Source organism: Marilutibacter aestuarii, assembly GCF_006546775.1.
In the GTDB taxonomy this organism is placed as follows: Bacteria; Pseudomonadota; Gammaproteobacteria; order Xanthomonadales; family Xanthomonadaceae; genus Marilutibacter; species Marilutibacter aestuarii.
On record NZ_VICE01000066.1, the window covers coordinates 18,099 to 31,629 of the forward strand.

General features: G+C 67.9%; 13 protein-coding genes. 5 read left to right on the forward strand and 8 right to left on the reverse strand.

Features of this window, described 5'->3' with window-relative positions; all coding sequences use genetic code 11:
- Window positions 1–16 precede the first annotated feature (16 nt).
- The 5 genes from FKV25_RS06720 (at window position 17) to FKV25_RS16205 (ending at window position 4,900) form a co-directional block, all read left to right on the forward strand.
- Window positions 17–994, forward strand: a complete 978-nt coding sequence (locus tag FKV25_RS06720; protein WP_211345387.1) for an alpha/beta fold hydrolase — start codon at window positions 17–19, stop codon at window positions 992–994.
- 49 nt (window positions 995–1,043) lie between these two features.
- Window positions 1,044–1,562, forward strand: coding sequence for a DUF2306 domain-containing protein (locus FKV25_RS06725; protein WP_211345388.1), 519 nt, complete (start codon window positions 1,044–1,046; stop codon window positions 1,560–1,562).
- A gap of 59 nt (window positions 1,563–1,621) precedes the next feature.
- The gene (locus FKV25_RS06730; protein ID WP_141518021.1) at window positions 1,622–3,298 is read left to right on the forward strand and encodes an esterase/lipase family protein; all 1,677 of its coding nucleotides are present in this window, start codon (window positions 1,622–1,624) and stop codon (window positions 3,296–3,298) included.
- Between the two features lie 55 nt (window positions 3,299–3,353).
- Window positions 3,354–4,115 carry a VC1465 family Xer recombination activation factor gene (locus tag FKV25_RS16650; RefSeq protein ID WP_141518022.1) on the forward strand — a complete coding sequence of 254 codons (762 nt, stop codon included), beginning with the start codon at window positions 3,354–3,356 and terminating at the stop codon, window positions 4,113–4,115.
- Between the two features lie 644 nt (window positions 4,116–4,759).
- Complete coding sequence (locus tag FKV25_RS16205) at window positions 4,760–4,900, forward strand: hypothetical protein (RefSeq protein ID WP_170218570.1); 141 nt, start codon at window positions 4,760–4,762, stop codon at window positions 4,898–4,900.
- A 172-nt stretch (window positions 4,901–5,072) separates the two neighbouring features.
- Here the strand turns inward: FKV25_RS16205 and FKV25_RS06740 are convergent, their stop codons facing one another.
- From FKV25_RS06740 to FKV25_RS06775, 8 genes are all read right to left on the reverse strand, one after another.
- Complete coding sequence (locus tag FKV25_RS06740) at window positions 5,073–5,228, reverse strand: sulfatase-like hydrolase/transferase (protein WP_211345389.1); 156 nt, start codon at window positions 5,226–5,228, stop codon at window positions 5,073–5,075.
- 89 nt (window positions 5,229–5,317) lie between these two features.
- On the reverse strand, window positions 5,318–5,974 hold the full coding sequence (locus FKV25_RS16470) for a YidH family protein (protein WP_141518023.1): 657 nt from the start codon (window positions 5,972–5,974) through the stop codon (window positions 5,318–5,320).
- Between the two features lie 677 nt (window positions 5,975–6,651).
- Window positions 6,652–7,113 carry a DUF305 domain-containing protein gene (locus FKV25_RS06750; protein WP_141518024.1) on the reverse strand — a complete coding sequence of 154 codons (462 nt, stop codon included), beginning with the start codon at window positions 7,111–7,113 and terminating at the stop codon, window positions 6,652–6,654.
- A gap of 25 nt (window positions 7,114–7,138) precedes the next feature.
- Window positions 7,139–9,559 (reverse strand): heavy metal translocating P-type ATPase, encoded by a 2,421-nt coding sequence (locus tag FKV25_RS06755; protein WP_141518025.1) that lies wholly within the window; start codon window positions 9,557–9,559, stop codon window positions 7,139–7,141.
- Window positions 9,556–9,954: a heavy metal-responsive transcriptional regulator gene (locus tag FKV25_RS06760; protein WP_141518026.1), complete on the reverse strand. Its 399-nt coding sequence runs from the start codon at window positions 9,952–9,954 to the stop codon at window positions 9,556–9,558. Before FKV25_RS06760 ends, FKV25_RS06755 begins: the two co-directional genes overlap by 4 nt.
- 119 nt (window positions 9,955–10,073) lie before the next feature.
- A complete protein-coding gene (locus FKV25_RS16350) occupies window positions 10,074–10,685 on the reverse strand; it encodes a DUF411 domain-containing protein (RefSeq protein ID WP_342777166.1) in 612 nt (203 codons plus the stop codon).
- A 15-nt stretch (window positions 10,686–10,700) separates the two neighbouring features.
- Window positions 10,701–11,723: a copper resistance protein B gene (locus FKV25_RS06770; protein WP_141518027.1), complete on the reverse strand. Its 1,023-nt coding sequence runs from the start codon at window positions 11,721–11,723 to the stop codon at window positions 10,701–10,703.
- Window positions 11,720–13,522 carry a copper resistance system multicopper oxidase gene (locus FKV25_RS06775; RefSeq protein WP_141518028.1) on the reverse strand — a complete coding sequence of 601 codons (1,803 nt, stop codon included), beginning with the start codon at window positions 13,520–13,522 and terminating at the stop codon, window positions 11,720–11,722. The genes FKV25_RS06770 and FKV25_RS06775 overlap by 4 nt, the downstream gene beginning before the upstream one ends.
- Window positions 13,523–13,531: the final 9 nt, after the last annotated feature.

Genomic DNA, 13,531 nt, shown 5'->3' on the forward strand with positions numbered 1-13,531 from the left:
CCGGGTAACGCGGCCGATGCATCACGACCCCGCCTTCGACCTGCACGACGCCCAGCGTCGTCGCCTGCTGGCCGGTGGCCTGGCCGCGGCAGCCGCCTTCGCGTTGCCGCCCCTTCCGTTCCCCGTGGCTGGCGCGCCCCTTCCTCCCCATCCCAGCGAGGCTCCGCGCATGGCTACCTTCACCACCCGAGACGGCACGACGCTTTTCTACAAGGACTGGGGCGACGGACCGGTCATCTCGTTCAGCCACGGCTGGCCGCTGTCGGCCGATGCATGGGACCCGCAGGTATTCCACTTGGCCAGCCACGGCTTCCGCTGCATCGCCCATGACCGTCGCGGCCACGGCCGCTCGAGCCAGCCCTGGGGCGGCAACGACATGGACACCTACGCCGACGACCTCGCGCAGCTGTTCGAGCACCTCGACGTCAAGGACGTGATGATGGTCGGCCATTCCACCGGTGGCGGCGAAGTCGCCCGGTACATCGGCCGCCACGGCACGTCGCGCGTGTCCAGGGCCGTGCTGATGGGCGCGGTCCCGCCGATCATGGTGCAGACGCCGGACAACCCCGGCGGCCTGCCACTGTCGGTGTTCGACGGCTTCCGCGAGGCCTATCTGGCGGACCGCGCCCAGTTCTTCCTCGACGTCGCCAGCGGTCCGTTCTTCGGCTTCAACCGGCCGGGCGCCAAGGTCTCGCAGGGCCAGATCCGGTCCTGGTGGGAGCAGGGCATGCAGTCCGGCTTCAAGAACGCCTACGACTGCATCAAGGCCTTCTCCGAGACGGACTTCACCGAAGACCTGCGCAAGTTCGACGTGCCGACCCTCATCATCCACGGCGACGACGACCAGATCGTACCGATCGATGCCGCGGCACGGCGTTCGGTGGAACTGGTGCCCAACGCCACGCTGAAGGTGTATCCGGGCGGCTCGCACTCGCTCGGGGACACCAGCCGGGAACAACTCAACGCGGACCTGCTCGCCTTCGCCCGCAGCTGAGGCGCCATCGCACCGGGAATCACCCGCCGCCACCTAGCGGAGAACGGCCATGCTCGAGATGCTGAACCTGTCATCCTTCGGCGCGTTCCACACTCTGATCGCGCTGGTCGCGGTCGCATGCGGGATCGTCGCACTGGTCCGCCACGGCACGCTCGGCACCCGCACGGGATCGGGCCTGGCGTACGTGCTGTTGACGGTCGCCACGTCGGTCACCGGGCTCTTCATCTTCCGGCACGGTGGCTTCGGCCCCCCGCATGCACTGGCGATCATGACCCTGGTCGCGCTTGCCATCGGCTTCGGCGCGGAGCGGCGCGCGGGCCGGTCAGGGCCCGCCGCCTACGTGGCCGCGCTCGCCTACCTGATCACGCTCTTCTTCCACCTGATCCCGGGCCTGACCGAGACCGGCACGCGCTTGCCGCTCGGATCACCGGCCTTCACCGGCCCCGAAGACCCGATGCTGAAGCTGTGCGTCGGCATCGGCTTCGCGGTGTACCTGGTGGGTGCGGCGTGGCAGGTCGCACGGCTGCGCCACGCGCGCCAAACCCCGCTGGGGGCGCCGATCTCCTGAGCGCGACCGGCGAGGTGGCGATCCGAGCGCCCGTGCCGAGTGCGACCCTTGGGCCAGTGGTGCGACTCGCTCGCTTCGCCGTCGCATGCCTGCTGGCATCGCTTTGCGCATGCACGACCACGCCGCCTGCCTCGATATCGCCGCCGCCCGCCACGGCGGCGGACCCGGGGCTCGAACGCGCCCTGGACCTGGCCCGGGCCGCGGCTCGCCAGCCGCACTCGTCGCGCCGCGCCGATGCCTGGCTAGGATGCACGCGCGACGCGGAAGCGGCTGCGGGCGATCAGCCCCCGGGCACCGATGCTGCCCCGGCGCTCCGCCTGCTGGCGCATTGTTCCGATGGCTTCCTGCTCGACCTGTTCCGGCAGCGAGCCGATGGCTGGCTGCCCGGCGTCGCACGCGTGGACGGCGTGCCGCTCAGGGTGCAGATCGTGGGCGCGAGCCGCATGTTCCGCGGCGCACTGAAGGTCACGCCGGCTGCCGACGTACGCCTGCCTACCGGCTGGACCTACCGACAGCCGGGATTCGGGCTGCCCGTGGTCCTGCGCACCGATCGCTGCGAGGACGATCCCCGCTGCGAGGTGTACCCCGCGGAAGGGATCCACCAGTGGGCGACGGCCTGGGTCGACTTCGGTGGAGGCCAGACGCCAACCTTGCATATCGTCGACCCTGTGACCTCACCGCCGATCGTCGTCGCCGGCCATGTCGTCAGTCCCGCGTTCGACGCGCTGTCGTTCTACGCGGTCGGCGCGACCCGGTCGCGCTTGCCCAGCCAGGGCGTGTTCGGCCTGTTCGGCGGCGATGCGATCGAGGGCAGGGCAGGGGTCTACCTGCTGCGCGACTACGACCCCAGGCGCACGCCGGTGGTGATGATCCACGGGCTCGGCAGCCATCCCATCATCTGGGCCGAACTCTCCGGGGCCATCTGGGCCGATCCGGTGCTCCGCGACGCCTACCAGGTCATGCACGTGGTGTTCCAGACCAACGCGCCACTGCTGGTGTCGCGACGACGCGTCCAGCAGTCGCTCGACCGGATGTGGTCGCTGCTCGACCCCGAAGGCGACGATCCGGCACGGGCGAAGATGGTCCTGGTCGGCCACAGCCTGGGCGGCGTGGTCGCCCGCATGCTGGCCGTCGACAGCGGCGACACGCTATGGAACGCCGCCTTCACCGTGCCGCCCGAGCGGCTCCCGGGCAGCCCGGAAGACGTCGAAGGCATCGCATCGACCTTCCTGTTGCGTCCGTATCCGGGCGTCTGCACCGTCGTCATGCTCGCCGCACCGCACAAGGGCAGTCCACGGGCGCGAAGCTTCACGGGCCGGATCGCCGAGGCCCTGGTGGGCCGGCGGGCGCCCGAGATCCAGGCCCTCAGGCGGCTCGCGCGGGCCAACCCGGAGTCGATCCAACCCGAACTCGTCGACAGCTACGCGGCATCGCGGCTCAACAGCATCATCACGCTCGACGCCGGCCACCCGGTACGCCGCGCGGGCGAATCCCTGCTGCCGGCCCCCGGCATCCGCTACCACACGATCGCAGGCAAGCGCCCCAACCACGACGGCGACGGCGTCGTGCCACTCGACAGCGCGACCCTGTCAGGCGCGGACTCGACCCTGGTCGTCGACGCCGGACACGACCTGTACAAGTCGCCGGAGGTCATAGACGAAGTCCTGCGCATCCTACGCGGCGGGCTAGGACAGCCTTGCGCCAATGGGGCAGCAGCGCCGAAGGAGGCGCCGTGAAAGGCGTCTGACGCGCCAGGTGAGACTACCATGGGCCTATCCTTAACTTCGCATAATGCATAAGGGGCGCTCTCGTTCAGCGTCTCGGACCGGCAAATGGGGTAGGGCGCCGCGTCGGAATCAGATCACCGCCGAGCAATTTAGGGACGCTCGCGTATTCGGCGGACTCACTCGCCAGGACGCTGCCGACTTGCTCGGTGTGAGCCTGCGGACTATCGGCCATTGGGAAACCGGGAAGTCTCGGCCTAGCTATGCCGCTTTCAAGCTGCTCCGCGTCCTTCGGCATGGCGAGTTCGTGGATCCCGCATGGCAGAGCTACAGGGTCGTGCGTGGGAAGCTGGTTACGCCAGAGAGTCATGAGTTGGTTCCGGCTGATATGGGGTGGCTGTCTCTGCTGTTCCGGCGTGCGGATGCCTTTAGTGATCTGCTCCGACAACGTGACAGGAATCAGATGAACGATGGGGGGGCGTTGGCGGACGGCAAGGCCGACTCTAGGCCGCGGCCGCACGCCCCCATTTCGATCGTGCTACAGTCGTCAGGCGATGCAATGTCGCTGAAAGCTAAGCCTGATGGGCTTCTTGAAACCCCCATAACCCCCTTGGGGGGGATTGGCGGGGAGGTCACCCGGATAGAACGCCGGGACGGCATGCAGCCCCACTGTTCTGGAAACAAACCCCCTCAACTGGCTTGGGAGGGATTCTCTGTGGGTGCTTCGTGGTGGGCGCTTCCCCCGTGTAGTAACACGGGGAGGACTCTGGAGCCGCGAAGCGGTGACCCTTCTCCCTTTGATCCCGTCGCTATGGGGGTGGGCTCGTGACGGGTCATGGGCTTGAGCGGCGGCCTCGGGACTGCTGGGACTGGATTACGCCCGAGCAGGTGATTCGTCACGCGTTCGCTGCGTTCTATGCGGCATCTCGACTGCAAAGCCCGCCGCCCGGCGAATCCTTCTTGGATGATGGGTTGCCGTGGGCCAGCCGGGCCGATTTCCGGGACGCTCTTGCAGGAATCTTCAGGCAACGCATCAATGCCCAGGCATTGGGACTAGGCGTGACTGGTTCCTCGGGCTGCGTTTACCCCGATCTTCCGGAGGGCATGGTTTGGCCAGATGAGGAATGCGGGGTGTTGGGGGCGCAGCCCCCAACGGATATGGCGCAGGGATGCGCCGCTTCTGCTGTAGGCGCTGGAGCGCCGAGGGCGGAGTCGCCAGAGGCGGACGAATCCGCCCCTGATGACCCGCTTTTGCGTTGTCCCGAAGGGCAACACTTGCCAGCGGAGGCTACCGCTGGTCACACTCAAACCGCGTAGGAGGCGGCTTGGCCATGAAATCGTACAACAAGTCAGTTCGCATAATGCATATTATGTCAGCCCTCAAGGAGTGGCTCCAACGTCAGCTTCGGCATTTGGACGCCCCTGTCACCCTTCGCGCGCTGAGACGGCCCACCCGACAACGTAACGACGCGCATGGACTTCATCGTCAGTCCAACATGCGGAAACGGCTGGAAGGCCTACTCCTACGCGATGCCGCCGAACTCCGACGCGCGGGCTTCGACTCACGACGACGCGCAGGACAAGGAAAGCCCGCAACGGGACGCCAGCTTGTGAAGGTCGTGGTAGTCAGCCTTGCGCAAATTCGTCTGCACGACCGGAACGGTGGCTGGAGAAGCGCGCGGCCAACTCGATGGACAGGCATATCCTGGAACCGAAATGGAGATGAACTTCGAAGGATTGGACTCGATTCACGACCTCAAGGAGATTTGGCGGATCGCTCGCCGTATCAGTCCGTGAACATCATGCCCTCGCGCGCGACGCGGTCGATGTTGGGCGTCTGGTAGCCCATCCATCCATGCGAGTAGCAGCGGAGGTTGGAAATACCAATGTCGTCACCCCGGATCACGTGAATGTTGGGCTTGCGCGCACGTATGGCGCGCACTCGCCGGCTAGTTTTTTCTCGACTTTGCGGTAGCCATGGACCTGCTCTCCAGTGAGCCGGCCAGGCGTCGAACGAGGGGCGGCAGGCGCTTACCCAGCGGGTGCGGCATCGAGCGCCATGCTGGCGATGGCGAACAGGCCGACCAGCCACAGCAGGCTGGCGGTAATCAGGGTCAGCGACACCGGATAGGGGCTGTCGCCATGCAGCAGGCCGTCGCGAACCATCTTCGACCGCTCGCTGCGCAAGCTGCGCATGAACTTCACGTGGTAGGCGATGCCGAGGGTCAGCAGGACGATCCCGAGCGCCACCAGCGCGAGACCGAAGGTCCGCGGCGCGTCGCTGGCGAGCGCGACGTTGGGCAGGCCGAGGGCCTTGCTGAAGACCTGGAAGATGGTGAAGCCGAAGCTGATCAGCGAAAGCGAGGTGCGCACGATCGACATCAGCGTGCGATCCGCGCTCATGCGCGTGCGCTGGAACGACATGCCGGTTCGCCGCATCGACATCTCGGTGCGATTCCCGGAAAGGTCGGTGCGGAACTCGGACAGGTCGGTCCGATGCTCGGACAGCCCCGTGCGCAGGTTCGACAGGCCGGTGCGGTAGGCGGAATACTCGGTGGAGGCCCGTGGATCGGCGACATCAATCTCCGGCACTGGCGGCACGGGCTCCGGAAGATGGCGCAGGGGACGTTCCCGGCGTTGCGGTGCGTCGGCGTCGGCGTCGGCGTCGTGAAGCGTGCGCGTGTTCATCGCGACGCCCCTGCCCTCTCCGGAGCCTCTCGGGCGAGCCAGCCGACGAGGGGGCGCGCAGGAGCAAGGGCGGACCGAACGCTGGCGCGACCGCGATCACGGCGACCGCAACAAGGGATAGCGGAACGCCCAAACGCCCTGATCTCGCAGATCGCGTCTATCGCCGCGCCGAACATCATGACGCGAGCGACGGCGGTGACTGGTCCTGCAGCGAAGCGTTCCAATTGCACACCCCTGACTAGTGCCATGCGTGGAAAAGGACGTTCGAACTTCTTCCGTGAACGTCGCGTGAAATCTGCGCTAAGGCTTGCGATGATCGTGTGCACGTCCGCAATGGGCCGGTAGCTGCCCTTCCCTGCCCTCGACAAGCATCCCTTATCGCAGGTCGCGAAGCGAATAATTCAGGGCGTGCCCGGTCGCCATCGCTTTACCCACGGCTGCATGCCGACCACGGCTTGAATGCATCTTTCGGCGTGAGTAGGAAGGTATACCCTGCAGGTCGCCAAGCAGCCGATTCAATGGAATCGACGCCCAGCGCCGCTTCCAGAAGTCGGGCTCGCGGCGCACATCGAACACTGGAAACTGCAGCCAACCAACGGGCCGGTAAGGCAGTACCCAAGCGCGAACCTCACCGGGGCCCGAAAGTCCCAAGGCTTGGGTGCACCCGCCGCTGTCGCTTACTTCGCCGCCTCCCTTTGCTCCAGGTCCTCGATCAGTGCCTTCATCTGGTCGATTTCGCGGACCTGGGCTTCGATGATGCCGTCGGCCAGCTCGCGGACGCGGGCGTCTGCGATGTGGGCGCGTCGGCTGGTGAGCACGGCGATCGAATGATGCGGGATCATCGCGCGCATGTAGGAGACATCGTCAACGGTCTCCTGGCTGCGTACCAGCCACAGGGCACCGGCGAACACGAGCGCGCTGCCCGCCAGGATCACGACGTTGGTGCGGGTGTTGTCGTACATGCCCAGCATGAAGAGCAGCATCACGATGGCCATCGAAGCGCCCATCACCAGCGCCATGTACGCGCGCGTCTCGCTGAAGAACACGTGGTCCAGGCTGTAGGTGTTGAGGTACATGAGCCCGAACATCACCAGGGTGGACGTGGCGATCATGGCGGCGAATTTCGCGTACTTGTTCATGCGATCAAACCTCCTCCAAGGAACCTCACGGCCTGGCCTCGGTCGACTGCGCCTGGCTCGCTGCAGCGATGGATGCCGGCTCGGCCGCCGCGCCGTGCCTGAGCCGCAGCGCATTGTTGATCACCGACACCGACGACAGGCTCATCGCCAGCGCCGCGACCATGGGGCTGAGCAGCAGGCCCAGCCACGGGTACAGCACGCCGGCCGCGACCGGCACGCCGATGCTGTTGTAGAGGAAGGCAAAGCCGAGGTTCTGTTTCATGTTGCGGACGGTGGCCTCTGACAGCGCACGGGCGCGCAGGATGCCGCGCAGGTCGCCCTTGACCAGGGTCACCTGGGCGCTGGACATGGCCACGTCGGTGCCGGTGCCCATGGCGATGCCAACGTCGGCGGCGGCGAGTGCCGGAGCGTCGTTGATGCCGTCGCCGGCCATCGCCACGCAGCCGCCCTCCTCCCTCAGGCGCTTGACGAGGGTGGCCTTTTCCTCCGGGCGCACCTCGCCATGGAACTCGTCGATGCCGAGCCTGCCGGCAATGGCCCGGGCGGTGGTCTCACCGTCGCCGGTCGCCATGACCACGCGGATGCCGGCCTCGCGCAGCGCGTCGATGGCAGGCTTGCTGGACGCCTTGACCGGATCGGCGACGGCGACCAGTCCGTGGAGTCGCCCGGCGACCGCGAGGAACATGACGCTGGCGCCCTCCTCCCGGAGGCGCTCGGCGGCCTCGCGCATCGGCGCGGGATCGATACCGGCTTCTTCCATCAGGCGACTGTTGCCGAGGACGACCTCGCGCCCGGCGACGCGGCCGCGCACCCCCAGCCCGGTCACCGATTCGAAGTCCTCCGCCACCTCGAGTGACAGGCCGCGCCGGCGCGCTTCCTCGACGATGGCTTCGGCCAGCGGGTGCTCGCTGCCCTGGTCGAGGCTTGCCGCGACCTGCAGGAGCGCATCTGCCTCCACGCCGTCGATGCCGATCGCCTCGTGGAACGCAGGCCGGCCTTCGGTCAGCGTGCCGGTCTTGTCGACGACCAGCACGTCGACCTCGCGGAAACGTTCGACCGCCTCTGCGTCGCGGAACAGCACGCCGACGCTCGCGGCGCGACCGGTCGCGACCATGATCGACATCGGCGTGGCCAGGCCGAGCGCGCATGGACAGGCGATGATCAGCACCGACACCGCGTTGAGCACGGCGAAGGTCCATGCCGGCTCCGGGCCGAACAGGCCCCAGACGAGGAAGGTCGCCACGGCCGCCGCGAGCACCGCCAGGACGAACCAGTACGCCACCTTGTCGGCCATGCGCTGCATGGGCGCGCGCGAGCGCTGGGCCTGGGCGACGAGTTGCACGATCCGCGCCAGCACCGTCCCCGATCCGACCTCGTCCGCACGCATGACCAGGCTGCCGTTGCCGTTCATCGTCGCTCCGATCAGGGCATCGTCGACCCCCTTGGTGACGGGCATCGCCTCACCGGTCAGCATCGACTCGTCGACGCTGGAGCGGCCTTCGAGCACGGTGCCGTCCACCGGCACCTTCTCGCCGGGCCTGACCCGCAGCCGGTCGCCGACATGGACGTGGGCGAGCGGGATGTCTTCCTCCGTGCCGTCGTCGCGCAGGCTTCGTGCCGTCGTCGGCGCCAGGCCGAGCAGCGCCTTGATCGCCGCCGAGGTCTGCGAGCGCGCGCGCAGCTCGAGCAGTTGCCCGAGCAGGGTCAGCGACACGATCACGGCGGCGGCCTCGAAGTACACCCCTACCCGTCCATGCGACTGGAACGATGCCGGGAAGATGCCCGGCGCGACGGTGGCGACGACGCTGTACAGGTAGGCCGCGCTGACGCCGATCCCGATCAGCGTCCACATGTTGGGGCTGCGATTGCGGATCGACGCCACGCAGCGTTCCAGGAAGGGCCAGCCGGCCCAGAGCACCACCGGCGTGGCGAGCACCAGCTCGATCCAGCTGCGCGCCGTGGCGCCCGGCACGGGCAGGTGCTGCCCGAACATCCCCAGCACGAACACGATCGCGCTCAGGGGCAGCGTCCACCAGAAGCGCCGGCTGAAATCGCGCAGTTCGGGGTTGTCTTCGTCCTCCAGGCTGGGCATCTCCGGCTCGAGCGCCATGCCGCACTTGGGACAGGTCCCCGGCCCCTCCTGGCGCACTTCCGGATGCATCGGACACGTATGGATGGTGCCGGCCGCGGGCGGCGACCCGGGCCCCTCCCCCGCGCTGTCCTTGCCGGCGTCGAGGTAGCGCGCCGGATCCGCCTCGAATTTCTGCCGGCAGCGATCGGAACAGAAGTGGTACGTCTCGCCTTCGAACGTGGCCCCATGGGGACGGGTGGCCGGGTCGACTGCCATGCCGCACACCGGATCGATCACATGGCCCGCGCCGGCCTGCGCCTGCTTCGAGCCGCAGCAATGGTCCGGGTGGCCGTGGTGATGGGTGTCGCTGCTCATGCCGCGTCCTCCGCCAATGCGTTGAGGATCGGACAGCGCTTCAGCGCGCCGTGCCCGGGGCAGGCGTCGACCAGGGTGCGAAGGCCATCGCGCACGCGCGCCAGTTCGAGCATGCGCTGCTCGACGTCGCGCAGCTTTTCCTCGGCGGTGGCCTTCAACGTGGCCATGTCGTCGTCGCGATTGTCCGACAGCGCCAGCAGTTCGCGGATCTCGACCAGAGTGAAGCCCAACGCCTTCGCCCGGCGGATGAAATGCAGCCGCGACACGTCCTGTTCGTCGAACAGGCGATACCCGGAAGGCAGGCGCGAGGCCGGACGCATCAGGCCCTGCTGTTCGTAGTACCGCACCGTGTCAATGCCGACAGCGGTCCTGCGGGCGAGTTCTCCGATCTTCATGCAGTGCTCCGTCCGTGTCCGGATGTGGGGATCGCTGCAGTCTGCAGGCTGGACCATGGTCCAGAGTCAAGCCCCCCCGCCCCGCCCTGTCCCTCGTGCGGCCGCGGGGCGGGACACGCTCAATGTTGCACGTAGACCGTGGTCGATCCGTCAGCGTCGACGCGTTCGACCGCGAACGGCACCTTGCGGCCATCGGGCATCTCCATGCCCGGCGAGCCCATCGGCATGCCCGGCAGCACCAGGCCGCGGGCGTCGATACGCTCGGCGAGCATGCGCTTGACGTCCTCCGCCGGCACGTGGCCCTCGACGAAATAGCCGCCCACCTCGGCGGTGTGGCACGAGCCCTTGCCGTACGGGATGCCGAGGCCGCGCTTGAGCGCATCCAGCGCATCGGGCGCATGCTCGCGCGTCTCGACCCTGAAACCAGCCTCGACGAGGTGCTCGACCCAGAGCGTGCAGCACCCGCAGCTCGGGCTCTTGTGGACGATCACCGGCGGCCATTCCGACCCGGCCTCATGGGCCTTCCCGGCCGCGGACCCGGGTGGGCGCGCGGTGTCGCTCGCGGCCGCTGCGGCAGGCATCGCCACCGACGGCGCGGCGACGGAAGCCTGCGCGATGCCGGCCGGCGGGCCGACCTCGGCGCAGGCGACCACGCCACTTCCGATCGAAAGCGCCAGCAGGATGCGCGTGGACATGTGCCTTGCGCGACGCGGATCAAGTCGTTCGTTCATCGATGTTCTCCTTGTTCAGAACCAGAAGCGCACGCCCAGGACCAGGCGCGTGTCGTCGCGGTCTTCGCCCTCGGCCGCGCGGTAGTCGGCGGTACCGCCGTAGGCCCGCTCCCAGCTCACGCCCACATAGGGCGCGAATCGCCGGCTGAACTCGTAGCGCAGGCGCGCGCCGGCTTCGAGGTGGCCGAGCCCACTGCCGATGCCACGGCGCGGGTCGTCCTTGCCGTTGAATTCGGCCTCGGCCGACCACTGCAGGATCAGGCGGTTGGTGAGCAGGGTGTCGTACTCGGCTTCCAGCGTCGCCGCGCTCTGCCCCGACTCGCCCAGATACGCCGTCCCGGACACTTCGAACTTGTACGGCGCCAGGCCCTGCACGCCGAGGGCGGCGAATGTCTGCGACGGCCCTTCGCCACCGAAGTCGTGTCGGATGCCCGCCACCACGTCCCACCAGCGGGAGGCGCCGTGGCCGTAGAGGACCTCGAGGTCGGCCGACTCGGTGCCGGCGTCGCTGCGTTCGCCCTCGCTTCGCAACCAGATCCGGTCGACGTCGCCGCCGATCCACGCCAACGCTTCCCAGGCGGTGCCGGTGCCGTGCTCGTCGGCGTCCCAGGCCTCCAGGCGGTCCATCGACCAGTAGCTGTGCACGCTGTCGCCGTGCATGGCATGCGCATGCAGATCGGGGAACGCCGCCCGCAGGTCGGCTTCGCTGACGGGCGGGATCGGCGTTCGAGGTGCTTCGCTTGCGGTCCCACTCCCGGACGCGCCATGTCCCATCGCAGCATGATCCATCTTCGAATGGTCCATGTTCGAGTGGTCCATCTTCGAATGATCCATTGCCGGCTGTTGCGCGGCTGGCGTCACAGGGTCGGGCGCCTCGGCCGGATCGTTATCCAGCACATCCTGCGCGGTCGCGGATGCCGCGGCGCGGTGGTGCGTGTGCGGGTCCTGCGCCAGGGCCGCCGAAGACCAGGCGATGGCCACCAGGGACGTGGCGAGTGCGACGGAAAGCGTCGCGCGCTTCGATTCGGGCGTGCTCATGCCTCGATCCTCACTTCCCGCATCATCCCGGCTTCCATGTGGTACAGCAGGTGGCAGTGGTAGGCCCAGCGACCCAACGCGTCTGCGCGCACGCGGTAGCTGCGCCGCGTGCCCGGCTGCATGTCGACGGTGTGCTTGCGCACCATGAAGTTGCCGTTCTCGTCCTCCAGGTCGCTCCAGACGCCGTGCAGGTGGATCGGATGCGTCATCATCGTGTCGTTGACCAGCACGATGCGCAGGCGTTCGCCATAGTTCATCCGCAGCGGTTCGGCGCTGGCGAACTTGATGCCATCGAAGGACCAGGCGAACTTCTCCATGTGACCGGTCAGGTGCAGTTCGACCGTGCGTCCGGGATCGCGCCCATCCGGATCCTCGAACCGGCTGCGCAGGTCGGCGTAGCTGAGCACGCGCCGGCCGTTGTCGCGCAGGCCGACGCCCGGGTCGGCGAGGCGCGGCTCGGGCGACATCGTCTGCATGTCGACGAGTGGATTGCCCTCTTCGCTGGCTGGATGCGACTGCATGGTGTCGCCATGCGACATCGCCGACATGTCGTGGCCGTCGCCGTGCCCCATGTTCGCCCCGCAGCCGCCCTCCATGCCCTTCATCGCGCCCATGTCGTGGTCCATGCCGCCGTGGCCCATGTCGGCCATGGTGAGGATGGGACGCCGGTCGACCGCCGGCACCGGCGCGCGCAGGCCTTCGCGGGTCGCGAGCGTGCCGCTGACATACCCGGTGCGGCCCATGTCCTGCGCGAAGATCGTGAACGCGTCCTGCCCGCTCGGCTCGACGATGACGTCGAAGGTCTCGGCGACGGCGATGCGGAACTCGTCGACGGTGACCGGATGCACGTACATGCCGTCGGACGCCACCACGGTCATCTTCAGCCCGGGGATGCGGACGTCGAAATACGTCATCGCCGAGCCGTTGATGAAGCGCAGGCGGACCTTCTCGCCGCTGCGGAACAGGCCCGTCCAGTTGCCCAGCGAGGTGGTGCCGTTCATCAGGTAGGTGTAGGTGTTGGCGTTGACGTCGGACAGGTCGGTCGGCGTCATCCGCATCTCCCCCCACATCCCGCGGTCGTCCAGGGTGTCGGCCAGGCCCTTGCGTTCGACGTCGCGCACGAAATCACCGACGGTGCGCATGTAGGTGTTGTCGTAGCTGGCCATCTTCTTCAGGCGCGCGAACAGGGCCGCCGGATCCAGGTCCGTCCAGTCCGAGAGCATCACCACGTAATCGCGATCGAAGGCGAAAGGCTCCGGCGCGATCGGGTGGATCACCAGCGGGCCGTACAGGCCGGCCTGCTCCTGGAAACCGGAGTGGCTGTGGTACCAGTAGGTGCCGCCCTGGTTGACGTCGAAGCGGTAGTGGTAGGCCTCGCCGCGCGCGATGCCGTCGAAGCTCAGCCCGGGCACGCCGTCCATGTTCGCCGGCAGGATGATGCCGTGCCAATGGATGGACGTGGCATCGCCGTGCGTGGAGCCCGGCGGCAGGCGGTTGTGGACGCGCAGGTTGACGGTGGTGCCTTCGCGCCAGCGAAGCAGCGGCGCGGGAAGGCGGCCATTGACCGTGATGGCCGGCCGCGTGCGGCCGGTGAAATTGACCGGCGACTCACCGATGGCGAGATCGAACTCGGTGCCGGTGAGGACGGCGCCGGGCACCGTGGTGGGCGACGACCATGCGCGACCGGCCCAGGGGGCCAGGCCGGCGACGACGCCACCGGCGGCCAGGCCCTGGACGAAACGTCGGCGCGAGAGGGCGCTGGGGACTGCGTCCGCGCCCTTGGGGGAAAAGAAAGACATGCTGGACTC

Coding starts and splice junctions, on each gene's coding strand:
- FKV25_RS06720 (WP_211345387.1), top strand. CDS start 17: ATGCATCACGACCCCGCCTTCGACCTGCACGACGCCCAGCGTCGTCGC.
- FKV25_RS06725 (WP_211345388.1), top strand. CDS start 1,044: ATGCTCGAGATGCTGAACCTGTCATCCTTCGGCGCGTTCCACACTCTG.
- FKV25_RS16650 (WP_141518022.1), top strand. CDS start 3,354: ATGCATAAGGGGCGCTCTCGTTCAGCGTCTCGGACCGGCAAATGGGGT.
- FKV25_RS16205 (WP_170218570.1), top strand. CDS start 4,760: ATGGACTTCATCGTCAGTCCAACATGCGGAAACGGCTGGAAGGCCTAC.
- FKV25_RS16470 (WP_141518023.1), bottom strand. CDS start 5,974: ATGAACACGCGCACGCTTCACGACGCCGACGCCGACGCCGACGCACCG.
- FKV25_RS06750 (WP_141518024.1), bottom strand. CDS start 7,113: ATGAACAAGTACGCGAAATTCGCCGCCATGATCGCCACGTCCACCCTG.
- FKV25_RS06755 (WP_141518025.1), bottom strand. CDS start 9,559: ATGAGCAGCGACACCCATCACCACGGCCACCCGGACCATTGCTGCGGC.
- FKV25_RS06760 (WP_141518026.1), bottom strand. CDS start 9,954: ATGAAGATCGGAGAACTCGCCCGCAGGACCGCTGTCGGCATTGACACG.
- FKV25_RS16350 (WP_342777166.1), bottom strand. CDS start 10,685: ATGAACGAACGACTTGATCCGCGTCGCGCAAGGCACATGTCCACGCGC.
- FKV25_RS06770 (WP_141518027.1), bottom strand. CDS start 11,723: ATGAGCACGCCCGAATCGAAGCGCGCGACGCTTTCCGTCGCACTCGCC.
- FKV25_RS06775 (WP_141518028.1), bottom strand. CDS start 13,522: ATGTCTTTCTTTTCCCCCAAGGGCGCGGACGCAGTCCCCAGCGCCCTC.